The organism is Rhodococcus sp. BH5, assembly GCF_027583855.1.
Taxonomy (GTDB): domain Bacteria; phylum Actinomycetota; class Actinomycetes; order Mycobacteriales; family Mycobacteriaceae; genus Rhodococcus_F; species Rhodococcus_F qingshengii.
Genome location: NZ_JAJHVW010000018.1, coordinates 32,905 through 54,427 on the forward strand (window position 1 = coordinate 32,905; position 21,523 = coordinate 54,427).

The 21,523-nt window shown below is 56.7% G+C and carries 23 protein-coding genes; all 23 read left to right on the forward strand.

Translation table 11 applies throughout. From position 1 onward, the window contains the following. The first annotated feature begins 295 nt into the window (after positions 1–295). Positions 296–1,711 carry a hypothetical protein gene (locus RhoBH5_RS28990; RefSeq protein WP_270009151.1) on the forward strand — a complete coding sequence of 472 codons (1,416 nt, stop codon included), beginning with the start codon at positions 296–298 and terminating at the stop codon, positions 1,709–1,711. After that, positions 1,712–3,121 (forward strand): phage portal protein, encoded by a 1,410-nt coding sequence (locus tag RhoBH5_RS28995; RefSeq protein ID WP_270009152.1) that lies wholly within the window; start codon positions 1,712–1,714, stop codon positions 3,119–3,121. Then, complete coding sequence (locus RhoBH5_RS32775; RefSeq protein ID WP_442972482.1) at positions 3,105–3,815, forward strand: VG15 protein; 711 nt, start codon at positions 3,105–3,107, stop codon at positions 3,813–3,815. The genes RhoBH5_RS28995 and RhoBH5_RS32775 overlap by 17 nt, the downstream gene beginning before the upstream one ends. 107 nt (positions 3,816–3,922) lie before the next feature. After that, entirely contained in the window at positions 3,923–4,453 is a 531-nt protein-coding gene (locus RhoBH5_RS29000) for a hypothetical protein (RefSeq protein WP_270009153.1), read from the forward strand. 25 nt (positions 4,454–4,478) lie between these two features. Beyond that, positions 4,479–5,399 (forward strand): phage major capsid protein, encoded by a 921-nt coding sequence (locus RhoBH5_RS29005; RefSeq protein WP_270009154.1) that lies wholly within the window; start codon positions 4,479–4,481, stop codon positions 5,397–5,399. Positions 5,400–5,401: 2 nt separating this feature from the next. Beyond that, entirely contained in the window at positions 5,402–5,797 is a 396-nt protein-coding gene (locus RhoBH5_RS32780; RefSeq protein WP_442972483.1) for a Gp19/Gp15/Gp42 family protein, read from the forward strand. Further along, complete coding sequence (locus RhoBH5_RS29010; protein ID WP_270009155.1) at positions 5,794–6,132, forward strand: hypothetical protein; 339 nt, start codon at positions 5,794–5,796, stop codon at positions 6,130–6,132. The genes RhoBH5_RS32780 and RhoBH5_RS29010 overlap by 4 nt, the downstream gene beginning before the upstream one ends. Next, complete coding sequence (locus tag RhoBH5_RS29015; protein ID WP_270009156.1) at positions 6,125–6,301, forward strand: hypothetical protein; 177 nt, start codon at positions 6,125–6,127, stop codon at positions 6,299–6,301. The genes RhoBH5_RS29010 and RhoBH5_RS29015 overlap by 8 nt, the downstream gene beginning before the upstream one ends. After that, complete coding sequence (locus RhoBH5_RS29020; protein ID WP_270009157.1) at positions 6,294–6,566, forward strand: hypothetical protein; 273 nt, start codon at positions 6,294–6,296, stop codon at positions 6,564–6,566. The genes RhoBH5_RS29015 and RhoBH5_RS29020 overlap by 8 nt, the downstream gene beginning before the upstream one ends. Before the next feature lie 10 nt (positions 6,567–6,576). Next, complete coding sequence (locus RhoBH5_RS29025) at positions 6,577–6,966, forward strand: hypothetical protein (RefSeq protein WP_270009158.1); 390 nt, start codon at positions 6,577–6,579, stop codon at positions 6,964–6,966. Between the two features lie 67 nt (positions 6,967–7,033). Beyond that, positions 7,034–7,609 carry a hypothetical protein gene (locus RhoBH5_RS29030; protein WP_270009159.1) on the forward strand — a complete coding sequence of 192 codons (576 nt, stop codon included), beginning with the start codon at positions 7,034–7,036 and terminating at the stop codon, positions 7,607–7,609. Positions 7,610–7,709: 100 nt separating this feature from the next. Beyond that, positions 7,710–8,048, forward strand: a complete 339-nt coding sequence (locus tag RhoBH5_RS29035; protein WP_270009160.1) for a hypothetical protein — start codon at positions 7,710–7,712, stop codon at positions 8,046–8,048. 743 nt (positions 8,049–8,791) lie between these two features. After that, a complete protein-coding gene (locus tag RhoBH5_RS32785) occupies positions 8,792–9,103 on the forward strand; it encodes an HNH endonuclease (RefSeq protein ID WP_442972484.1) in 312 nt (103 codons plus the stop codon). A gap of 187 nt (positions 9,104–9,290) precedes the next feature. Continuing rightward, positions 9,291–14,246 carry a tape measure protein gene (locus RhoBH5_RS29040; protein WP_270009161.1) on the forward strand — a complete coding sequence of 1,652 codons (4,956 nt, stop codon included), beginning with the start codon at positions 9,291–9,293 and terminating at the stop codon, positions 14,244–14,246. 2 nt (positions 14,247–14,248) lie between these two features. Continuing rightward, complete coding sequence (locus RhoBH5_RS29045) at positions 14,249–15,157, forward strand: phage tail protein (RefSeq protein WP_270009162.1); 909 nt, start codon at positions 14,249–14,251, stop codon at positions 15,155–15,157. After that, on the forward strand, positions 15,154–16,797 hold the full coding sequence (locus RhoBH5_RS29050) for a Gp37-like protein (protein ID WP_270009163.1): 1,644 nt from the start codon (positions 15,154–15,156) through the stop codon (positions 16,795–16,797). Before RhoBH5_RS29045 ends, RhoBH5_RS29050 begins: the two co-directional genes overlap by 4 nt. A 19-nt stretch (positions 16,798–16,816) precedes the next feature. Further along, the gene (locus RhoBH5_RS29055; RefSeq protein ID WP_270009164.1) at positions 16,817–17,374 is read left to right on the forward strand and encodes a phage gene 29 protein family protein; all 558 of its coding nucleotides are present in this window, start codon (positions 16,817–16,819) and stop codon (positions 17,372–17,374) included. Further along, complete coding sequence (locus tag RhoBH5_RS29060) at positions 17,359–18,756, forward strand: GH25 family lysozyme (protein WP_270009165.1); 1,398 nt, start codon at positions 17,359–17,361, stop codon at positions 18,754–18,756. Before RhoBH5_RS29055 ends, RhoBH5_RS29060 begins: the two co-directional genes overlap by 16 nt. Positions 18,757–19,064: 308 nt before the next feature. Beyond that, positions 19,065–19,322: a hypothetical protein gene (locus tag RhoBH5_RS29065; protein ID WP_270009166.1), complete on the forward strand. Its 258-nt coding sequence runs from the start codon at positions 19,065–19,067 to the stop codon at positions 19,320–19,322. Continuing rightward, positions 19,319–19,528, forward strand: coding sequence for a DUF7620 family protein (locus RhoBH5_RS32790; RefSeq protein ID WP_442972485.1), 210 nt, complete (start codon positions 19,319–19,321; stop codon positions 19,526–19,528). Before RhoBH5_RS29065 ends, RhoBH5_RS32790 begins: the two co-directional genes overlap by 4 nt. Beyond that, positions 19,529–19,828, forward strand: coding sequence for a putative phage holin (locus RhoBH5_RS32795; RefSeq protein ID WP_442972486.1), 300 nt, complete (start codon positions 19,529–19,531; stop codon positions 19,826–19,828). Between the two features lie 102 nt (positions 19,829–19,930). Next, the gene (locus tag RhoBH5_RS29070; protein WP_270009167.1) at positions 19,931–20,827 is read left to right on the forward strand and encodes a glycine-rich domain-containing protein; all 897 of its coding nucleotides are present in this window, start codon (positions 19,931–19,933) and stop codon (positions 20,825–20,827) included. Then, on the forward strand, positions 20,827–21,501 hold the full coding sequence (locus RhoBH5_RS32800; protein ID WP_442972487.1) for a glycine-rich domain-containing protein: 675 nt from the start codon (positions 20,827–20,829) through the stop codon (positions 21,499–21,501). Before RhoBH5_RS29070 ends, RhoBH5_RS32800 begins: the two co-directional genes overlap by 1 nt. Positions 21,502–21,523 lie beyond the last annotated feature (22 nt).

A 21,523-nucleotide genomic window follows, 5' to 3' on the forward strand; every position in this document is an offset into this window, starting at 1 on the left:
GTTGTGGAAGCCATTCTGTCTCTGTTTCTATTTGCGCTGTTCTGAGGTGGTTTCTTGTGTCGTTAGAGAGTGCCTCAGAGTTGGGGACAATGCTGGATTCAATGCGTGAGTTGCGGAAAATTCTTGCGCGTGCAATAGATGAATGTGAGTCCAAGCGTGACCTGGCTGCGCTCGCGAGTCGTTATGCGCAGGTGTGTGTGCATGTTTCCGAATTGGAGTCGAAGTTGCCTCCTGCAGAAGAATCTCCAGCTGACCGGTTCCAGGCGCGTTTGCTTTCCTTTGGTGGTGGTGCTGGATGATCGGTTCGCAGGTTCCGAGGATATCGTCTTTGCCTGTTGCTGGAGATGATAGGTACGGCGATGCTGTATCCGAGTTCTGTGCATCTTACGGTTTGATTCTGGATGAATGGCAAAGATTTGTTCTTCGTCATTCGCTTGGTAAGAATGGCGATAAGTGGGCTGCTTCTCGTATTGCGTTGTCGGTTCCGCGCCAGTCTGGTAAGACTGCGTTGTTTGAAGCTCGGGAGCTTGCTGGGCTGGTTTTGTTTAAAGATGACGAGTTGATGATTCACTCGGCCCATTTGTATCCCACGGCAACTGAAGCGTTTTTGCGCCTCAAGGGCTACTTCGAAAACTACGACGATCTCCGAAAGCGTGTACGCCACATTCGGGACTGGAGTGGTAATCAAAGCATCGAGATGATGGATGGTCGTCGACTGAAGTTCTCGGCGCGTGCGGGCGGTCAGGGTCGAGGGTTCTCTTGCGACACGTTGCTTCTGGATGAGGCGCAGGATCTTTCGACTGAGGCGTGGGGGGACATGCTGCCTTCGGTGTCTGCGCGTAGAAACCCGCAAATATGGCTCGCGGGTACGCCTCCGTCGCCGAAGAATAATGCGGAGGTGTTTGGGCGGTTGCGTGATTCCGGCATCGCCGGCACTGACACAAGGTTGGCGTACTTCGAGTGGTCAGCGATGAAGGAAATGGATCCTGCTTCGGTCGATACGTGGGCACTGGCGATCCCGGCGTTGGGTGGGCGCGTCCCTGTCGAGGTTGTAGAAGATGAGTACAACTCGATGGATCCGGAGCAGTTTGCGCGTGAACGGTTAGGGATCTGGGATGACAATATTCATTCGCAAGTGGTCAGGCAGGCTGCATGGCGGGAATGTGCAGTTACGGTGTCTGAGGTTCCTACTGAAGGACTTGTCTCTTACTCGGTTGACATGAATCCAGATAGATCGATGGTCTCGATCGGCGCGGCTAGATTGCGCGACGATGGAAGTTTTCACGTTGAGTGTGTCGAGAATGCATCTACTGCGCGTGGTCTGGATTGGGTAGTGGATTGGCTTGCAGAAAGGTGGAGTCTGGCGTCTGCTGTTGTGATCGATGGCCAGTCTCCAATTGCATCAATTCTTCCCGAGCTATCGGCCCGACGAGTTCGAACAACGGTTACTGGCTCTGGCGATATGGCTAGAGCGTGCGGGATGTTTGTTGATGCAGTTCATTCCGGAACTATGTCTCATTTTGATCAGCCACAGTTGAATGCTGCGTTGGCTGGCGCGAAGAAGCGGCCTATCGGGGCTGCTGGGGCGTTTGGGTGGGATCGGAAGTCTTTGGATATGGATATTACTCCGCTAGTGGTTGTCACTTTAGCTTCCTTCGGCGTGAAGACGAGTAAGCGAAAGCCTGGCCGAAAGTCGAAGGTGAGTTTTTAGATGAGCGGTTTGAATGTGCCGGGTTTGCGGCATGATGAGCAGAACACGTTGGATAAGTTGATGGCTGTGTGGTTGGAGAAGCAGGAACGCAATCTGCTTCGGACGACCTATTTTGATACGCAGAATTTGTTGAAGGATTTGAAGATTTCGTTGCCGCCTCAGTTGGCGAAGGCGGAGGCGATGTTGGGTTGGCCGGCGAAGGCTGTGTATTCGTTGGGTTCTCGGTGTTCGTTCGATGGGTTTGTGGTTCCTGGCGAGGACCAGGATCCGTTTGATCTGTCTGGGGTGTTGGCGGACAACGATATGGATATTGAGTTGCCGCAGGCGATTACGTCAGCGTTGGTGCATGCTGTCAGCTTTTTGACGGTGACGAAGGGTGACACTGAGGCTGGTGAGCCTGAGGTGTTGGTGTTGGCGAGGTCAGCTCAGCATGGTGCGGGGTTGTGGGATCGGCGGCGGCGGCAGTTGTCTGCGGCGTTGGCGATTGTGGCTGTTGATGATTCGGGTGATCCCACTGAGTTGGTGATCTATTTGCCGGAGTCTGTGGTGACGTGCACGAAGTCTGCGAAGGGTTGGGCTGTTTCTCGGCAGGCGAATCCGACGAAGCGTGTGTTGGTGTCGCCGTTGGTGTTCAGGCCGGAACTTGATCGGCCGTTTGGGCATTCCCGTATTTCTCGTTCGGTGATGGGTTTGACGGATGCTGCGATTCGTACTGTTGTGCGATCGGAAGTTGGCGCCGAGTTTTTCTCCACTCCGCAGCGGTATTTGTTGGGTGCGGATGAGGATGCGTTCGCTAAAGGCAATAATCGGTGGGATGCGTTGGTTGGCCGGTTCTTGGCGATCGGCAAGGATGAGGATGCGGATGTTCCGACTGTGGGGCAGTTCCCGCAGATGTCGATGACACCGCATGGCGACCAACTGCGCATGTTCGCTGGGATGTTCTCTGGGGAGACGGGTGTCCCGTTGTCTTCGTTGGGCATTGTGCATGATAATCCGGCTTCCGCTGAAGCTATTTATGCGGAGAAGGAAGACATTGTGATTGAGGCGAATGCGGCGAATCGGGTGTTTGGTTCGGGTGTTCGTAATGCTGCGGTGTCTGCTGTGATGTTGCGGGATGGTTTGGATTCTGTTCCGGATGAGTTGAAGAAGTTGCAGTCGAAGTGGCGTAATCCTGCTACTCCGTCTGTGGTTTCGGCTTCTGATGCGTTGGTGAAGCAGGTGGCGGCGATTCCGTGGCTTGCTGAGTCTGATGTGGCGTTGGAGGCGTTGGGTTATGACCAGACGACGATTACTCGGTTGTTGTCTGATAAGCGTCGTGTTCAGGGCCGTCAGATGGTTGAGGCATTGAATGCTCGTGCAGCTGCGCGTAGTTCGGTGACGGTGGATGGTGTCGATGCCGTCCAGCCATGATGTTGCCGAGTTTCGTCGGCTCAATTCGAGCGTCGTCGATCTTGCTAAGGATGATCTGACAGAGTTTTGGCGTGGACTTGATATTGGGGATGCGGAGTTTTCGCGGGATGCCCTGTTGGAGTTCATGCCGGCACTGAACGATCAGTACGGGACGATCTCTTCAGCGGTCGCGGCTGATTGGTACGACGAGCTACGGGATTCTTCCTCAGCTCGCGGCCAATATCGGGCGACCGCTACGGGTGCTGTCCCCGCTGAACAAGTGCAGGCGAGCGTCCGTTACGCCGCTGGCGCACTGTGGGCGGACGATGTATCGCCATTGTTCAGTCACTTAGTGAACATCACGGACAAGTTCGTGAAGCAGGCGGGACGAGACACGGTGGCCCGCTCGGCGAGTGGCGACAGGGGGGCCACTTACTGTCGGGTTCCCACTGGTACTGAGACTTGCGCGTTCTGTCTGATGCTGGCGTCTCGCGGCCCAGTGTACGGGGGGAAGATCGCGGCGGGCGGTGAAGGCAACAAGTATCACGGTGACTGTGATTGCGTGCCAACACCTTCGTGGTCCGGGAAAGACCTTCCTGACGGGTATGACTTGAAAGCGTTGAACGACATCTATGTCCGTGGTGTTCGTTCGGCTGAGGGCGGTTCTACGAGTGCGATTCTCGCTGGGATACGCCAGGTTTCGGGTAGTCACTAGTTCCTCTGTTTGAAATGTGTTTTGTATGGGCCTCCACGGCGATTGTGGGGGCCTTTCTTGTTGCGGCGCGATGCTGCTCCCAAATCTTTTGAAAGGTGGATGCCGAGATGGCTGACACGACTGAATCGAATGTTGTTGCTACTGATGCTGATGCGGCGACCGTACTTGGTACTGCGACAACTGTTGCCGCGCCTGCGGTTGAGGCCGCAAAGACTGTTGAGCAGGCCTCTGACGACCTGCTCGGCGAAGCTGGGAAAGCTGCTCTAGTCGCTGAACGTGAGGCACGTAAAGAAGCTGAGCGGACACTGAAGGCTACAGCTGCCCGACTTCAGGAGCTCGAGGACAAGGACAAGTCCGAACTCGAACGTAAAGACAGCACGATCGCGGCGATCACTCAGGAACGGGACGAAGCGACTTCGGCTCTGCTCCGCTATGAGGTCGCGGCTGAGAAGGGCATCCCTGCTGATGCTTTGCCGTTGCTGTCGGGTTCTTCTCGTGAAGAGCTTGAGGCTAAGGCTGATTCGATTCTCACTTTGATCGCTAAGAAGCCTTCGGGTCCTGTTGTGCCGAATGAAGGTACGGCGCCGGATACGGGTTCGACTGCTGATCATATTGCCCGCCAAATCCTGCTGGGCTAAATCTACTTTTAGGACGTAACAAAATATGGCTACTTACACTAATGCCGCTCTCACTTCCGGAGCCGGCGGAGCTAATCTTCTTCCCAGGAATGTGGCAGAGGGCATTTGGAAGCGCGCACAGGCCGGGACGATCATCCCTTCGCTGTCCACTTCCACCCCGATGATTCTCGGCGAAAACACGTTCCCGACTCTGACCAAGCGACCTTCGGCGTCGATCGTTGGCGAAGGCGCCAACAAGCCTGACAGTGTCCTTGAGGTTGGAGCGAAGGCAATTCGCCCGATCAAGGCTGTTGTCGGTCTCGAGTTCACCATGGAAGCGGTTCTCACCAACCCCGCGGGTGTTCTCGGCCTGATGACTGAGGAACTTTCCTCGGCACTGGCACGCCAGATCGACCTCGCTGTTCTGCATGGCCGCGAAGCGTCTTCGGGTGCTGCGCTGACTGGCGGCAACGAGTTCATCAACCAGACCACCAATCGTGTCACTCTGTCGCCTACCAATGTCGACAAGTCGATTTGGGATGGCTACGGCCAGGTTGTGAACACTGCCGGCGGCAACTTCACTGGCCTTGCTCTCGATCCGCGCCTGGTTTACCAGATCGCGAATGACCGTGACGACAAGGGCAACCGACGTAACCCTGACATCCAGATTGGTACGGCTGTCACGTCGTACGCTGGCCAGCAGGTCGCAGTGACCAAGGGTGTTTCCGGTCAGGTGGATGCTTCGGCTGATACCGGTGTCCGCGGCTTCGGTGGCGACTGGGATTCGTTGCGTTTCGGTTACAACCTGTCGATCCCGGTGAAGAAGATCGAATACGGCGATCCGTTCGGCAATGGCGATCTGCAGCGCCGTAACGCTGTCGCTTACCTGACTGAGGTCATCTTCGGTTGGGTCATCATGGACAAGAACTCCTTCGTCGCTTATGACGCTGCTCCTGCCGGGAGCTAACCATGGGGTACGCGACCGTCTCTGATTTGGAGTCACGGTGGCGACCACTCGAAAGCGCTGAGGCTGTGACGGCCTCAGCGCTTCTTGAGGATGCGGCTGTGATGATCCGTGCGGCATGTCCTGACGTTGATGTGAGGATTGATGCGGGCCTGTTGGATCCTTCGGTTCCGGTGATTGTGTCGTGCCGGATGGTGAAGCGGGCGATGTCTGCGCCTGACGGGTTCGAGGGAGTGTCGGGGTTCAATCAGTCTGCGGGGCCTTTCTCCCAAAACTTGTCGTTCGCTAATCCTGCGGGGGATATGTGGTTGGGGAAGCCTGATCGGAAACTGTTGGGTTGTTCCACTCAGCGTGCGTTCATGGTGGATTTGTTGCCTCCTGTTGTGGAGGAACTTCCGTGACTGTTGCTCGCTTGAAGGTGCTAACCCACAAGTGGGCTGGTCTCGGGGAAGACGCACACGGCAACGAAATTGAGTCCTGGGATTCGCCGGTCGAGCAGCTCGCTTACGGCTGGTCGACACCGAATTCGACTGAACCGAAGACTGTCGGCGAAAACCGGGTAGTCGTTCAGGTTGAACTGTTGACCCCTGAGGGGTTTGAGATCGGCCCAAGAGACAAGGTTTCTTTGCCGGGGCAGGGGGAGTTGATGGTGATCGGGTTTCCTGAGGATTTCAACAATGGCCCGTTCGGGTTTCGTCCTGGGTTGGTTGTGAATTTGCGGAGGGCTGATGGCTGATCTGATTGTGAAGGATTCGTTCGGCGAGATCCATGCCTTTCCTGGCGCGATCGCGAAGGTTGATCCGGACGGCGGGACTAACAACCTCGAAATATATCCAGCCGCGGGCGGCGAATGGATTGCATGCTTCCAAGAGGGACAGTGGGTTTCGTGGAGGTCTGATGCCTAAGATGCGTGTTCAGTTCGTCCCTGGCGCTTTCCGTGCGTTGCGTTCTGAGCCTGGCGTGGTGGGGGATCTTGAGGCCCGCGCCCGCAGAGTTCAAGCTGCTGCAGCTCAAACGCATGGCGGCACTTACATGCTCAGCACGCGGATGGGTTTAGCTAAGCCTCAGGGCCGCTGGCGCACCTCGGTTGTTACTGCTGATCATCGGGCGATCCGCAAGAACGCGAAGTACAACACACTGCTGAAGGCGTTGTCGTATGGGCGCGGGTAGGAAACCGGCAATGTCGGTGGCGATCGCGCTGCTGAAGTCGAAGCAGCCGGTGCGGGTGGTTGGCACTGTGCCGGCTACTCGTCCTCCGGTGTTTGTGCGGGTCGATTTGGCGGACGCGAATCGCTCAAATTTGGTGACGGTGAAACCGATGCTGATTTTTGAGTGCTGGGCGTCGAACAGTGTTGCGGCTGAAGAGTTGGCGAACTCGATCGCTGATGTTTTGGAGTCTTGCGAGGCTGAATCGGTGGTCTATAAGGACGCTGCTGGTGTTGATCGGCGTGCGTGGATCAATTCGGCGGAGATTGTGTCTGATCCGCGGCCGTTTGATGATCCGGATCCGGCTATCTCTCAGTCTCGTTGGCAGGTTGTCGCCGAGCTGGGTATCGCCACAAATCAATAAAGAATCGTTGTTGAGTTGCCCTGCGCCTGGTTGGTGTGGGGCTTCTTCTATTTGAGGAGTAAGCCGTATGGCTACTGATGTTACTAAGGTCCATGTCCCGAATCCTCCGAAGGTTAAGGGTGTCATTCATTGGGCGCCGCTCGGAACTACGCTGCCGACCACTGCGTCTGAGGCTCTAGCCGCAGCGTTCAAGAGCCTGGGCGGCATCTCCGATGCTGGTGTCACCAAGACTCAGGGCCGCGATGTCACGAAGGTGAAGGACTACGGCGGAGACGTTATCGCAACGCCGCAGTCCGACTACTCGAACACCTTCAAGGTGACTTTCGTGGAGTCCACCAACCTTGAGGTTCTGAAGGCGGTGTTCGGTTCGGGCAACGTCACTGAGACTGCTAACGGTTTCATTGTTGACGAGAACTCGGATCCGCTGCCTAAGAGCGTGTTTGTCACTGACCATCTGCTTGGTGCGGATGGTTTGCGCCGGCAGATCGCTGCTATCGCGCAGCCCACGAGTGTTGGCGATGTTGTGTATGTCCACAACGACATCGTCAAGTACGAGGTCACGTTTGAGGCGTTCCCGTTCGTGGCTGACGGCAAGAAGTTCAATGTCCGCGAGATCACTGAGTTCGGCGTTTCGGGCTCCTAGTTGAACCTACCCGGTGAGTGTTTGTTTCTGACCAGGCCTGCCCTCACCGGGTGGGACTAGGGCCTGGTCCCCACAATCTTTGTAAAGGTCTGGTCCCCGCATGGTTTTCCGTATTACTGGCGCGCATGATCCGAAGGTGCAGTTGGAGTTTGAGGTTCCGCTGTCTGACGGCAAGGTTCTTGAGTTCGTTGTCCCTAAACTGCAGTATCTTCCGACTGCGAAGTCTGAACTGTTCGCGAAGTGGGTTGAAGAGAACCTGGACAGTGAAGCGAAGTCGGATGTGTTGAGCACGAAGAAACTGCTCGAATTGTCCACTTCTGCTGCGACGTTCAAGGTTCTTGACAAGCTGACTGCTGGCGAGATCCGAGAGATCGGTGATTACTGGCAGGAACAGTCGAAGATCACGCCGGGGGAATCCTCGGCCTCAGACGACTCCTAGACGAGCACTCTGGGGCCATCGAGTACGACCTGTTGTGTCGGGGTTTCCATTTGGAGGACATCGGGACTGCTGTGTTGTCGTGGCATGAGTTGCGTGTGCTGATTCGTTACGCGCCTCCGTCGCCGGATCAGGCGTTGTATCGGGCGCAGAATCCGAAGTCGTGGTGGTGGACACCTGATTTCGATATGTGGTCGTTGCTGCTGTTGTCGTTGCAGGGGGCGAACTGGCAGAGGTCTGGCGGCGATGAGGATTCGCGTCCGCAGTTGTTGTCTCGGCCTTTGGAGGATCGGGAATCGGTTGTGGTTGTTGAGGATCCGGATGCTGTGCCTGTGAATGAGATTGCGGATGAGTTGGCGCGGCGTCGGAAACAGATTTCGGCGTAGCGCTTTTGGGGGAGGTTCTGCATGGCAGTGTGTCGAGGTTGCTCTGGAGAGCTTCCGGTAGGGCGCAGACGGTTCTGTAATGAGGACTGTAAGCCGAGGTGTTCGTTCGATGGATGCACAAATCCCAGGCAGCGGGTGTACTGCGCAACACATGCGATGCAACTCGCTCGCACTGGGACGGTGTCTGAAATACGAAGGTGGACTGCGGAACGCAAATGCGTTGTGTGCGGCCAGGTGCCACCACCAGAGATGAATCGACGGACCGCGTGTTCGCAGAAATGTCAGCAACTGGCACATAGGAACGGTGGCGAGGCCCCTGCGAAGTACCGCAACTGTGTCCGGTGCCAAACCGTCATCGACATGACAGCGCTCGGAAAGTGCGGGCGGAAGCGCAGATCAGATGTGAAGGTCTGCGATCACTGCAGGCGAGCCAGAGGGACACGTCACAAGGTTTCAATCGGAACGCTCCTACAGAGAGACGGGAATTCGTGCGGCATCTGCTCGGAACCTATTGATATGAAACTAGTTTCCCCCGATATGCAGCGGGCATCGGTGGATCACATACTCCCGTACTCCAAAGGCGGAACCCATGATCTCGGGAATCTGCAGTTGGCGCATCTCTATTGCAACTGCATCAAAAACGCCCGTGAGGGTTTCGTAATCGAACGATAAGCATTTCGTTGAAGGGTCGCCCTAACTTCGGGCGGAGGGGAGGGCAGTTGCAGTGGCTATCGAGTTAGCAACTGCATATTAAGTCAGCTTAGTTGTTGACACTAAACAGATTCCTGGGCAAGTCCGTACCGCACTCGGTGCAGCCGAACGAGGCGCGGACAGCACAGGCAAAAACATAGGCTCAAAAATGTCGTCGGGACTCTCGACAGCATTGAAAGCCGGCGTACTAACCACTGGTGTCGCTGTGGGCGGACTGCTCGCAGCGACACTGGTGAAGGGTATGGGTCGTCTCACCGCGATCGATACCGCTGAGGGCAAGCTCCGCGGCTTGGGTCATTCGACTCAGTCGACCGCGAAGATCATGGATTCCGCTTTGGCGTCCGTGAAGGGTACGGCTTTCGGTTTGGGTGATGCTGCGACTGTGGCTGCTTCGGCGGTTGCTGCGGGTATTGCTCCGGGTAAGGAGTTGACGAAGTATCTGTCGTTGACTGGTGATGCTGCGACGATTGCGGGTTCGTCTCTTTCTGAGATGGGTTCGATTTTCAATCAGGTTCAGGCGTCCGGAACGGTGTATACGGATACTTTGAATCAGTTGTCGGACCGCGGTATTCCGATTCTGCAGTGGTTGCAGGCGGAATATGGTGTGACTGCTGAGGCTTTGGCGAAGATGGTCAAGGGCGGCGAGGTTGATTCCGCGACGTTCATGAAGGTCATCTCCGAGAACATTGGTGGCGCGGCTCTTGAGTCGGGTAACACTGTTGTTGGCGCTTTTGAGAATGTCAAGGCTGCGATGGGCCGCCTTGGTGCGGCTGCTTTGGGTCCTGGGTTTGAGCGTTTGCCTGGCCAGATGTCGTCTATTACAACGGCGTTGGATGATACGGCGAAGTCTGTTGGCCCGTTGGCTAAGGCTTTCGATCATCTGTTGTTTGATGTGATGTTGCCTGAAAACTTTGATGCTGGCGCGTTTTTGTCTGGTGTCACGACGACGGTGTTGAACAATTCAACATCGGCGATCAACAAGTTTTCGGCGTGGGTGGAGTCTGATCTTCCGGGGCTGATCGATTCCGGCAAGGCGAAGATTTCGGAACTGTTCTCCCTTTCAGGGGTTGATGGTTCGTGGGATCGCCTTGTCGGTGTGTTCCACACGTTGGTTGGTGTGGCGAAGGATGCTGCTACCCCAATTTTGGGGATTGCTACTTCGTTGGCTGCGGCATCTGGCGCGTTGGGTGTGTCTTCGTGGCAGCTGTTTTTGTCGGCTCTTGAGGCTGCTGCGACTGTTGCGGATGCTGTTCTTGTTCCGGCGTTGAATGGTTTGTCGGGGTTGATGGCTGGTAACACTATGGCTTTGGCGGCGTTGGCTGCCGGGTTCTTGGTGTTCCGCACGTTCCCTGGGCTGATGGCTCGGGTCACTGGTGCTGTTGCTCCGATGCGGGCAGGTATTACGTCTGCTGCTACTTCGGTGGCTACGTCGACTGCTGGTATGCGTGCCGGGTTTACGGCGATGTCTTCGGATATGCGTCGGTTGGCTCCGCAGATCGGCACTGTCGGTGCTGCGATGCGCACGTTGGGTACGCATTCTTCGACGATCCGTTCTATGCAGACGTCGTTTATGGGTGCTTCTACGGCTGCTGGCGGGTTTTCTGCGGCTGCTCGGATTGCTGGCGGGTCGGCGTTGTCTGGTTTGAAGTCTGGTGCGTCTGCGATTGCGGGTGTGGTTGGCGGTCCGATGAATGCGGCGCTGATGGTTGGTGCTGGGCTGCTGATTTCGTGGTTCTCGAATGTGCAGAAGGCTAAGGCGAATGTTGATGCTTACGAGAAGTCGTTGCTTAATGTGGCGAAGGCTCGTAATGATTTGACGTTGGCTTTGCTGAGCAATGGCGGCAACGTCGATGACAGCGCGTTGACGAACCTGTCGAATCAGGTCACTGAGATCACAGGCCAGTTCGAGTCTTTGGGTAAGAATGACGCGAAGTGGAACAATGTTGCGTCGGACATTTTCGGCGACATGTTCGGCCTCGATGGTCCTGACGGAGATATTTCCGGGGACATGGACCGGATCGCTCAGGCGAACAAGGACGCTAAGGCTGCGATCGATGAGACTGGGTTCTCGGCGGAACGTCTAGCGGGAATCATTTCCGGTTCGCAGAGTGACTTCGATCTGTTCACTTCGGGGTTGCGTGAGTCGGGCACTGGCGGCGAGATGGCCGCACAGAAGTTTGAGGAGGCGCGACAGAACCTTCTTGACATTCAGGAAGCTGCGCGCCGGGTGACTCCGGGTATGGCGGAGATCGCTGAGCAGTTCAACATCATGGCTGATGGTGCGTCTTCGGCGGATCAGAAGTCTTCGGCGTTGAAGCGGACGTTGGACATCCTTGCGGGTGTTCCTCCGGACATGCAGGCGACGATGTCGGCATACAACCAGTTGGTTCGTGATGTCGCTAAGTCTACTGCTGAGGCGATGGATAAGACTGCTGGCTTCGGTCAGGAGTTGTTGAACGCTGATGGTTCAGTCAATTCGAGCACTGAGAATGGTGCTGGGCTGCTGAAAACGTTGATGGGTATCCGTGATGCGACCTCCGACGCTGCCATGGCTGGCGGCGATATGGGCAAGGTGTTCGCGGACAACCAGGCGATGTTTGAGCAGTTGGCGACGCAGGCTGGCGTGTCGGTTGATGAGATCCGGAATGCGATTGGTTCGTTGGGTTATGACCAACGAATCATTCAACTTTCCGCTGTCATGGAGGGCGGCGATCAGGTCACCAAGGATTTGGGTGCCATCTGGTCAAAGCTCCAGGTCATTAAGCCTGGCGAGCCCAAGGTTATTGAGGTTGCGGCGCTCACTGAGGACGCTCAAACCCGTTTGAATGAAATGGGCTTCAAGGTCGAGCAGATCAAAGAAAATGGTGTCACCACGTTCAAGGTGACTGCCGATTCTGAGGATGCGATCATCGGCCTTGATGCGATCGTAGCGAAGATTTCGCAGGTCGGTGGAATCAGCGCTGTTCCGAAGATCGATTTGGATACAACGTATTTCGATCTGAATGAACAGAAGTCGCAGCAGTTGTTGGACATTTTGAATGCTCAGACTGCCACGCCTGGTGCTGACCTGCTGATTGATAAATTGTTGGCCGGTAAGGACATTTCGGTTCGCGAGATTAGTGATCTGTCTCAGCGGATCGCTGATCCTCAGGTTCGTTTGCAGATCGAGCAGGCGTTGCGAGATGCAGGCATCATCAACGCGGCTATCACTAGTGCGGCGCAGAACCGAACATCGGTCATCACGATTGACGTTCAGCGCACATCTGCTGCGCAAGCTGCGTTCAACGCGACTGGTCAATACGGACCCGCTGCACCGCAGTTCAACTCGCGAGGCTCGCGGCTGCCGAAGAACTCGGCAGGGTCAAGGCTCCCCACCTCAGGTCCAGGAACGTCCACAACGGACGGCATTCTCGGAATCGGCTACGACGGTGTACCTACATCATGGGTCGATAAGGGCGAATGGATCATCAATGGTCGATCCTCCGAGAAATACAACGGACTACTGGCAGCGATCAACCGGGACGACCCCCGACTGAACACTTTGCCAAAGTTCGCCGAGGGTGGACGGAACGGTATCGACGCCGCACTAGGCGCAGGACGCTCCGTCGAAGGAAACAAATACGTTTGGGGCGGAACCGGACCAACAGGATTCGACTGCTCCGGATTCGTCGGATGGCTCCAACAAATAGTGATGGGCGTAGTTGGCTCCACCAAGAGGCTGTACACCACATACAGCATCCTCGACGGCGCACTAGCAGGACTACAACCAGGACTCGGACCGGCAGGAACACAATTCCAGGTCGGTGTGTCGCAGGAACATATGGCTGCGACGATCGCAGGTCAGGCCGCGGAGTCGGGCGGTGCTCACGGAACATCAGGTATCGGCGGGGGCAGGGCGAACGCTCAGCACTCGCAGTTCCCGAACAAGTATCACCTCCCGAACTCGATGATCGCCGGATGGAATGAAGCTCAAGGCGTCACAGGTGGCGGCACTACGAGTGAGGTGACGTGGACGGACAAGCAGGAACTTGACCTGCAGTCCGCGGGCATTGCTGTTCAGCAGGCGAAGGAAGCCCGCGACAAGGTTTATGCCGACGAGAAAAAGTCGGAAGCTGACCGTGCGCAGGCAGACATCAAAGTTCAGCAGGCCGAACAGAAAGTCATCGACCTTCAAGCGAAGAAGGATGAGGCTTCTACTTCCACGAAGAAGGGTCCGTCTCCGCAAGCTCCTGGGTTGGCTAAGGCTTACTCGGAGGAGGAGATGGCGCGCCTCGAAGCGCAGATGCAGGTCGATGATGCTGATGAGCGTCGTAACGATGTGTATGCGGATCCTGAGGCGTCTGCGAATGATCGTTTGCGGGCTGACATTGCGTTGCAGAAGGCGCAGGAAGAGTTGGCTGCGGTCGGCAAGAAGAAGGATTCCGCTGCTGGCGACTATTCCCTGAAGGGGATTCTGAAGTCGTTTGCGACTAAGGCTTTGGATGCTGTGTTCACTGGCATCGAGGGTCAGGACTACTTCGGGTTGACTCAGTCTCGTTGGTGGTCAACGGATTTTGCTTCGTTGATTCCTGAGGTTGATGGGGTGAATGCGTCTCAGTCTGAGATCGCGGGGCAGTTGCCTGTCACTCCGGGGACTGGGAATTGGGTTGCGGATCTGTTGAGGACCGGAGATTTTCAGAGTGGTTCTCCTGTGGAGGAGGACAATCCGGCGATTGCGGCGTTGTTGGGTGCGCGGTCGTTGTTGGCTGATGGTGATTTCACGAGGAATGTTCGTGATGCGACTGGGCTTGAGGAGGATTCTCCGATTGTTCAGGCGTTGTTGCGGGCTAAGGGTGTGAAGGCGCCGAAGGTTTTTGATGATGGTGGTTGGTTGATGCCTGGTGAGATGGGTATCAATTTGTCTCAGCGTCCTGAGCCGATTTTCAATTCGCCGGGTCAGTTGCAGGCGTTTGCGGGTTCCGCTCTGGCGCCCGCGAAACCAACATCAATTGTTCATGACAACAGCATCACCATCGGTGATGTCACAACGGCAAACGTGGACGACTTCGCACGCCGTATGCGTCTTGAACAGCAAAAACGAGTCCACGGATTCACAGGGGGGTGACAGTGGCCGGCGAAACAATAATTGAATTGGAAAGCTACAACGGAGAATGGTTCACACTCCTCGGTCCCGATAAAGGGGATCGGGGAGTTTTTTTGGACCAGAGTCCGTCTGGCATCCTCAGCCCTGAACCTACGAAGGCGCTGTGGAATCAGCATTCTTTCCAGTTGGGGGCCGATTTCGGTGGCATCCGAATCGACAAGCGGGACGTGCTCTTTGGGGCACTGATCGTGGACACGAAGGATGCCACCTGGTTGGAGAACTACTCGGCGTGGCAGCGCGCTTGGTCGTTCAAGAAGACGAACAAACTGTGGGTTGAGACTGACGGTTCACGCCGCTATCTCGAACTGCAATTGTCGGAGAGTCTCGATGTAACGACCGAACTGGATCCGAACAAGCTCCAGTTCGGTCGTGTCGGGATGATTTGCGCTGCAGGTAATCCGCGGTTCATCGAGGCTGACGCAGAGTTCGTGTGGGTGTCACCAACTGATTCGATGAACGGCACGATTGTGTGGGGCGAGTTCCCGGTCAGGAACGAGACCGACACCGAGGTGTGGTTGAAGTACGAGTTGCAAGCGTATCCCGGTGCGCAGTACGTGATTCCGGACTTCTCGTTCGGAGACGACCGGCATGACCGGGCTGACGAGGATGCTTCGAAGCAGATATTGATGCCGCCATTGTTGTCGGGCGAGCATCTTCTGATCAATACAGACGAGTCGCCAAAGTTTGGCCAGTTCAATTCGCATCTCGATACACAGTTCTACATCCGCATGAAGGGCAAGTCGTTTCTATATCCGATTCCAGCGGGAACCCGGAAGACGATGCTGCCGATCGGAGTTCGGTATGCACCCGCTGGTGTTGGGGTGAAGATTCGCACGCCGAAGACGTGGACTAGTTCGTTGGTGCTGCCATGACAAGTGTTGAAACTATCGACTTTGACACTGTATTCGGCGAGATCAGGGAGCGCTTAGAAGCCGAACGCGAGCGCCGCATTCTCCCTCCTCTCGTGCGGTTATGGGATGGGGATTGGAACCTTCGCGGTGAAGTGAAGGCTTCAATTTCGGGCAGCTTCCAAGTTGTAGACAACGAGACCGGTACTGGCGTTCTCGACATGCCGCTGGACTACTACATGTCTCAGTGGCTGATAGATGTTAAGGCCCGCAACACAGTTGGCGTCCATATTACAGTCGATAAGGACGGCTCCAGATGGTCGGGGCGCATGAGTTCAGTGAAACTCATCAAGGACGAGAACGGATCAAAGTTCGTTCGGGTCATGTTTTGGCATGACTATGAGGAACTGAAGCATCTGCTGGCTTACAGCAATCCGTGGCTCCCGCCTGAAATACAGTTTCCGCGCTTGTGGGTGGTTTTCGGGCGTGCCCGTTGGGCCTGTAAGACAACGCTTCTGGCGAACATTATGCGGGTGGAGTCCTCGATTTGGGCTCTTCCTGACAATCCGCTGGACCCGACGAAGTGGAACAACTTCGATCAGTCGACTTGGTCGATGGTCGTGAAGCCGGACTTGGAACCTGATACGAGTGTCGGCGGGTTGGTGTATTCGCGGTTCAAGAATCTGCATGAGGCTACGAAAACTGTTGTTGCTGATGCGCAATTGTCTTGGGAGGCTCGCCGGTACCTTGAGGGGGATCCTCCGCCGTTCCCTGGCGCGAACTTGCGTCATGGGTGCTTGGTCTGGGATCTGATCGACAAGTCGGGGTGGAACACAGGGACCGCATTCGAGGGGAACCTGTTCTCTGGTCTCGTTTCAGCGTTCACTCATATCGGGTCTGATGGCCTGACTGAGGACATTGAGACGATCCCGGATCCGAACATGCCTGCGGGTGCATTCACTCCGGGGTTCAAGGGTTCGTACCCGGCTGTACCGGCGGTGATCTTCCGCGAGGGCGAGCATTCGGGCATTCAGTCGTCTGAGTGGGAGCACATTCCGGCTACTGATGTTGGGGTTGTTGCGGGCGGGCATTCGATGCCTGGCGTGAACGAGCTGATTTCTGCTGCGGTGCAGATGGTCGGCGACCTCACCGCAATGATTCCTGGCGTTCCACCCCTCGGCGGCGTGGCTGACGCCGTCCTGAAGCCTTTGTACACAGACGTTTTCATGGCATTCGGTAAGTGGAAAAGTCCGCAGCGTGCGCAGTCTCTCGGCTGGTCGCACTACCACGAGAAGTGGGCGGACGGTGCAGACACCGCATACACGCTCGCGTGGCTTTTGGCGATGCGTACGGGCATGTGGGAGACGCGGGAGCGTTACCGCTACACGCTGACTGTCGCTGATGGCGCGTCTGGCTGGTATGTCGGGCAACGCGGGCACGGTCACTTCTTCATCGGGGACCGTATTGGTTCCACGATTATCGGTTGTCCGCCTGGGTTCATCTATGTGGATCGGGTTTCGGAGCTGACGTTGTCGTGGGATCGGTCGAAGTCTCCGCAGTGGGACATCGTCGTTGGTTCTCGTGAGCCTGAGGATCCTGTGGTGAAGGCGTTTGAGCGGCTGCAGGAGATCATTGGAATGCTGAAAGACCTCGGCGTTCTTTAACTGAAATGTTGAGGGGTATATGAGTTTTCCTACTTATGAGAGTTGTCAGCCAGGGGATGGTGTTGAGCCGGATCCTGAGCAGATTTTTCAGTGGTTTTTGACTGCGTTGCCGTTTGCTGGTGCTACGCCGTTCATTATTCAGCCTGAGTTGCGTGGTGAGTGGTCGCAGTATTTTTGGGATTTGGGTTTGCGTCATCATCCGGAGTTGCAGACGAAGCGGATTGTGCCTCCTATTCGGGGGCAGCGCAATTCGATGAATGCGGCTGTGGCGGTGGTTGGGGTGGATGATCCGGATCCTTCTCCTGAGGTGATTCAGGATCCGGCGACTTTGACTCGTGAGGCGCAGGAGTTGCAGCTGAATGAGTATCGGAAGTTGGGGCGGTTGCCTGAGGTTCGTCCTTCGGTTGAGGGGGCGGAGGTGTTGGCGGGTCCGTTGTTTGATCCTGCTGAGCATTCGCCTTCGACTGTGAATGGTTATTTGATGGCGGCTTCTGAGTTTGAGCGCCGGCGGGTTGTTGCTGCGGAGATGGTGGGGAAGAAGCGTGATCAGGTGTTGCGGAAATGGAAGGGCGTCTGATGGCTGAAAAGTATTGGCCCCTCCAACGAGGACACGTCGTCACATCCCAATTCGGATCCAGATGGGGAACAACCCACTGGGGTGTCGACTTCGGTAAAGACGGCGGATCGGGCGGACTCCCCGTCTACGCAGTACAAACCGGGTCAGTGGTGATGGTTGGCCCCGCTTCCGGTTTCGGTCAGTGGGTGGTTTTGGATCACCCAACCGAGGCTGGTGGCGGCACCACCGTCTATGGGCATGTGCTGCCTGAGGTTCGTCAGGGTCAGGTCGTTGCTGCAGGTGAACGGATCGCCCGCATCAATCCTGACTCGAATTCGAATGGCGGTGTGGCTCCTCATCTGCATTTGGAGTGGCACCGCTATGTGTGGTCGCAGCCTGGTTCGGATCGGTTGGATCCGTTGCCGTTGTTGGCTGGCGCGTTGTATCCGGGTGAGGTGCCTTCTGCGCCTGAGGTTGGGGGTGGTCGTGTGACTTGGTTCGGGATTGATATCGCGTCGTATCAGGCTGGTTTGGATATGTCGCGGGTGAAGGCTGAGGGTTTCGCGTATGTGATTGCGAAGGCTACTGAGGGTTCTGGGTACACGAATCCTGAGTATCGGGCGCAGCGTGATGGTGCTCGGGCGAATGGTTTGCTGTTCGGCGCCTACCACTATGTGAAGGATGGTGTTTCGGCGCGGGCTCAGGTTGACAGGTATGAGTCGGTTGAGCCTGACCGGAGTGTTCCGGTGATGTTGGATCACGAGCTGTCTTCTGGCGGCGTTGATGTGTTGCGTGCTGTGTATGCGGAATTTGTGGGTCGCGGGTATCGGGTGAATCTGATTTATTTGCCGCGCTGGTTTTGGTCTGGGCACATCGGTTCGCCGGATTTGTCGGGTCTGCCTCCGTTGATGGCCTCGAATTATGTGTCGGGTAGCGACTATGCGGACACGTTGTACAAGGCTGCGGGTGGCGATACGTCGTCTCGTTGGGATGGTTACGGCAATAACAGTGTTGCGGTGCTGCAGTTTTCGGAGCAGGGCCGGGTGGCTGGTTACACGTTGGATGTGAATGCCTTCCGGGGCACGGTTGATGAGTTGGCTGCACTGTTTGGTGTGGCCCCTTTGGAGGTTGTTGTGGCGCTTGCTGATGATGAGTTGGGTAAGAAGTTTCCGTCGAGGTCGATTTATCGGGATTCGGATGAGGTGATTGACACTTTGGCGGGGTATGTGCTGAATGTTGATGCGCGGATTCATGAGGATTTCGTTGAGCGGCAGGCTCTTCGGGGTGTTGAGGATTATGTGTCTAAGGTGCGGCGTGTTGCTGTGGCTGGGATGCATGGTGTTGGGGATCAGGATTCGAAGAATCGGGCGCAGGCTGTGCTCGATCAGTTGGGGGACAAGTGATGGCTGAGGTTACTCAGGTCGCGAATTCGTGGCGGACTACGGTTCGCACTGTGTTTCAGGTGGGGTTGGCGTTCGTCACTTTGCTTCCAGTGCTGTTGGTGACTTCCGGTTTGGATGCGACTGTTGCTGGTGCGCAGGTCATTTTGGTGACTGGTGTTGTTGCGAAGGTGATGGCGTTGCCTCAGGTGAATGGTTTCATTGAGGCGTATCTGCCTTGGCTTGCGGCTTCTGCCGGCTCGCCGGGTAGGCATAGTGCAGAGTAGCTTTTGCGTGAGTTTTTGTCGGTGTTACCCCTAGAAGGTATCGGCGTGGTGGGCATCCTCCTTGTAGTGATGGGGATGCTCGCCCGCGGGGTACTGGTTACCGGCAGTTCCCACAAAGAGTCGATCGCTGATCGGGACGCCCAAATCTTGTATTTGCGTGGCGCTTTGACTGCTGAGCAGCAGATTACGTCTACGCAGGCGGCCACGATTTCTGAGCAGAAGGTTCAGGGCGATTTGACGACTCACATTCTGGAGGCGATCCGGGCGAATCAGGAAAGTCCGCGTGCGGCAGGTGCGACATGAGTTTGCGTTGGCCGTGGAAGCGGCGGTGTCATGTGGTTCCTCCTGAGGTGGATGAGGCTCGGAGGTTGAAGGTTTCGGGTGAGGCTCGTTTGGTTGAGGCTCAGCGTGAGCGGCGGGATGCGGCTGTGGTGTCTGGGAAGTTGAGTTCGCAGTTGCGTCGTAATGGTTTTGGTGAGTTGATGCGCGCCAGTATGGAGGGTCGCTGAATGTTGCGTGATGTTGGCGACTGGTTGTTGGTTGTGTTGACTTTGACGTGGTGGGTGTTCACGTTGATTTATGGTTTCCGGTCGCGGTGGTGGTCGAATGAGGTTGGCCGTGTTGTGTTTCCGGAGAAGTTGTTGATGTGTTTGGTGTTGTCTCAGGTGTCGTGGTCGACGTGGACTGAGTCTGGTTATCCGGGTCGTGATGTGGTGCGGATTGTTTTGTATGGGCTTGGGGCTTTGTCGTTGGTGTGGTTGACGGTTGTGTTGTTGCGTGTTCAGTTTGCTGAGCGTGCGGGTAGGTAGGGGGGTGTTGGTGTGACTACTCCGGGGGGTTCTGCGCCTGAGGGTGCGTATGTGTTTGGTTCGGATTTCGGTCAGGGGGTGCCGAATTCGGAGTCTGGTGTGATGGCGATGGTGAAGGGTAAGCAGACCGCACCGTGGTCCGGCGCCCAGAATATGTTCCGCGTCAATATTCAGTCACCGCTGGCTGAGCAGATCGCAATCACCAATTCGCACGAAGTCGAGATCGACCAGATCAAAGAAGCTGTCCGGCAGATGCTCCTGCAGGGCGAAGCATTGATGTACAGCACCAACCAGGTCTACTACCCATCTGAGGGAATTGTGTCCGTCGACCTGATTCTGATCGGTGCTGGTGGAGCTGGCGGCGGCGGCAAGTGGGATACGCAGATCGGTAACCGCCAAGGCGGATCCGGCGGCGGCGGTGGCGGTGAGATCACTGCAACCATTCCTGCGCACTTTTTGCCCGCTTCAGTTCCGATTACGATCTACGCCCCAGGCGTGGGAGGTGGCCGAGAGGGCGCTGGCACCGGCGGCGGAAATGTGATGTTCGGACCATACCTAATTGCGACTGGCGGACAAGGCGGACTCGGCGGCAACGGCAACGACCACCCTCGGCCGATCGGCGGCTCAGGTTTGATTGCGGGTGGCTACGGCGGCATTGGCGGATTCACGCCAGACCCCGTTGGCGGCTGGTCGAACTATCCGGGCGAACTCCGCGGCGGAGGCGGCGGCGGTGCCGCGGGCACAAACTTCGGCGCAGTCGGCGGAACAGGTGGCGCATCACCCGGCGGACAGCCTGGAATGAACGGGATCGCACCACCCGCCTTTATTGCTACAGGTGGTGGCGGTGGTGGCGGAGGTTACGGAAGCCATTTGGATGGTGGACACGGCGCTTCACCGGGCGGTGGAGGCGGTGGCGGAGCTGGCGGCGGATTCAACCAGACCGGCAACGGCGGCAACGGAGGAGCAGGACGCCTCTATGTCATCGAGCGGAAGGCCTGATGCCGCGCAATAGGGTTTGCGTATATACCGCTTCGGATACGTGGACCAAAGATCCAAAGCTGTATGCCATTGAACTTGTCATCCGCGGTGCCGGTGCCGGTGGCAGTTGGCCAGCAGGCAATGGCAACGGGCACGGTGGTGGCGGGGGAGCGGTAGTCAGATCGCCCAAGCGGAGGATCCCTGCTGCGGAACTTCCTGAGACGGTCCCGGTAGTCGTGGGGCTCGGTGGCGCGGGTGGCAATGGCACGAATCGTGCGGGCGGCGATGGGGGTGGGTCCGCTTTCGGAGACATCCTTGAAACCGAAGGCGGTAAAGGGGCGACTACAGCTAGCCGCGGCAAGGGCGGGCAGTCAATGCTGCCTGGCGGCGACGGCTCTCAAGCTGGCTCGGCTGGCGGCAATGCCCTAAATGTTCGCTATTCGACACTGGCTGGCGGTGGTGGTGGAGCTGGTGGCGGCAATGTCACTGGTGGCAAGTCCGCTCTCGTTCCTGGCGGCACAAGCAACCCCGCGTTCTGGCAAACACTTCAGTCAGGCGGAGGCGGCGCATCAGGTGCAGCCGGCGGGTTCCCGTCAGGTGGGGGTGGTGGCGGTCAAGCCCCGAATATTCCGGCAGGCAAAGGCGCAAATGGTTGCGTCACAGTAATTGAGTATCTCTACGACGAGGACGAGTGATGGCTACAGCTACGTTGATTGA

What these genes read in the sequence shown, in the direction of transcription:
- RhoBH5_RS28990 (WP_270009151.1), top strand. Translation starts at nt 296, where the DNA reads ATGATCGGTTCGCAGGTTCCGAGGATATCGTCTTTGCCTGTTGCTGGA.
- RhoBH5_RS28995 (WP_270009152.1), top strand. Translation starts at nt 1,712, where the DNA reads ATGAGCGGTTTGAATGTGCCGGGTTTGCGGCATGATGAGCAGAACACG.
- RhoBH5_RS32775 (WP_442972482.1), top strand. Translation starts at nt 3,105, where the DNA reads ATGCCGTCCAGCCATGATGTTGCCGAGTTTCGTCGGCTCAATTCGAGC.
- RhoBH5_RS29000 (WP_270009153.1), top strand. Translation starts at nt 3,923, where the DNA reads ATGGCTGACACGACTGAATCGAATGTTGTTGCTACTGATGCTGATGCG.
- RhoBH5_RS29005 (WP_270009154.1), top strand. Translation starts at nt 4,479, where the DNA reads ATGGCTACTTACACTAATGCCGCTCTCACTTCCGGAGCCGGCGGAGCT.
- RhoBH5_RS32780 (WP_442972483.1), top strand. Translation starts at nt 5,402, where the DNA reads ATGGGGTACGCGACCGTCTCTGATTTGGAGTCACGGTGGCGACCACTC.
- RhoBH5_RS29015 (WP_270009156.1), top strand. Translation starts at nt 6,125, where the DNA reads ATGGCTGATCTGATTGTGAAGGATTCGTTCGGCGAGATCCATGCCTTT.
- RhoBH5_RS29020 (WP_270009157.1), top strand. Translation starts at nt 6,294, where the DNA reads ATGCCTAAGATGCGTGTTCAGTTCGTCCCTGGCGCTTTCCGTGCGTTG.
- RhoBH5_RS29025 (WP_270009158.1), top strand. Translation starts at nt 6,577, where the DNA reads ATGTCGGTGGCGATCGCGCTGCTGAAGTCGAAGCAGCCGGTGCGGGTG.
- RhoBH5_RS29030 (WP_270009159.1), top strand. Translation starts at nt 7,034, where the DNA reads ATGGCTACTGATGTTACTAAGGTCCATGTCCCGAATCCTCCGAAGGTT.
- RhoBH5_RS29035 (WP_270009160.1), top strand. Translation starts at nt 7,710, where the DNA reads ATGGTTTTCCGTATTACTGGCGCGCATGATCCGAAGGTGCAGTTGGAG.
- RhoBH5_RS32785 (WP_442972484.1), top strand. Translation starts at nt 8,792, where the DNA reads ATGACAGCGCTCGGAAAGTGCGGGCGGAAGCGCAGATCAGATGTGAAG.
- RhoBH5_RS29040 (WP_270009161.1), top strand. Translation starts at nt 9,291, where the DNA reads ATGTCGTCGGGACTCTCGACAGCATTGAAAGCCGGCGTACTAACCACT.
- RhoBH5_RS29050 (WP_270009163.1), top strand. Translation starts at nt 15,154, where the DNA reads ATGACAAGTGTTGAAACTATCGACTTTGACACTGTATTCGGCGAGATC.
- RhoBH5_RS29055 (WP_270009164.1), top strand. Translation starts at nt 16,817, where the DNA reads ATGAGTTTTCCTACTTATGAGAGTTGTCAGCCAGGGGATGGTGTTGAG.
- RhoBH5_RS29060 (WP_270009165.1), top strand. Translation starts at nt 17,359, where the DNA reads ATGGAAGGGCGTCTGATGGCTGAAAAGTATTGGCCCCTCCAACGAGGA.
- RhoBH5_RS32790 (WP_442972485.1), top strand. Translation starts at nt 19,319, where the DNA reads ATGAGTTTGCGTTGGCCGTGGAAGCGGCGGTGTCATGTGGTTCCTCCT.
- RhoBH5_RS32795 (WP_442972486.1), top strand. Translation starts at nt 19,529, where the DNA reads ATGTTGCGTGATGTTGGCGACTGGTTGTTGGTTGTGTTGACTTTGACG.
- RhoBH5_RS29070 (WP_270009167.1), top strand. Translation starts at nt 19,931, where the DNA reads ATGGCGATGGTGAAGGGTAAGCAGACCGCACCGTGGTCCGGCGCCCAG.
- RhoBH5_RS32800 (WP_442972487.1), top strand. Translation starts at nt 20,827, where the DNA reads ATGCCGCGCAATAGGGTTTGCGTATATACCGCTTCGGATACGTGGACC.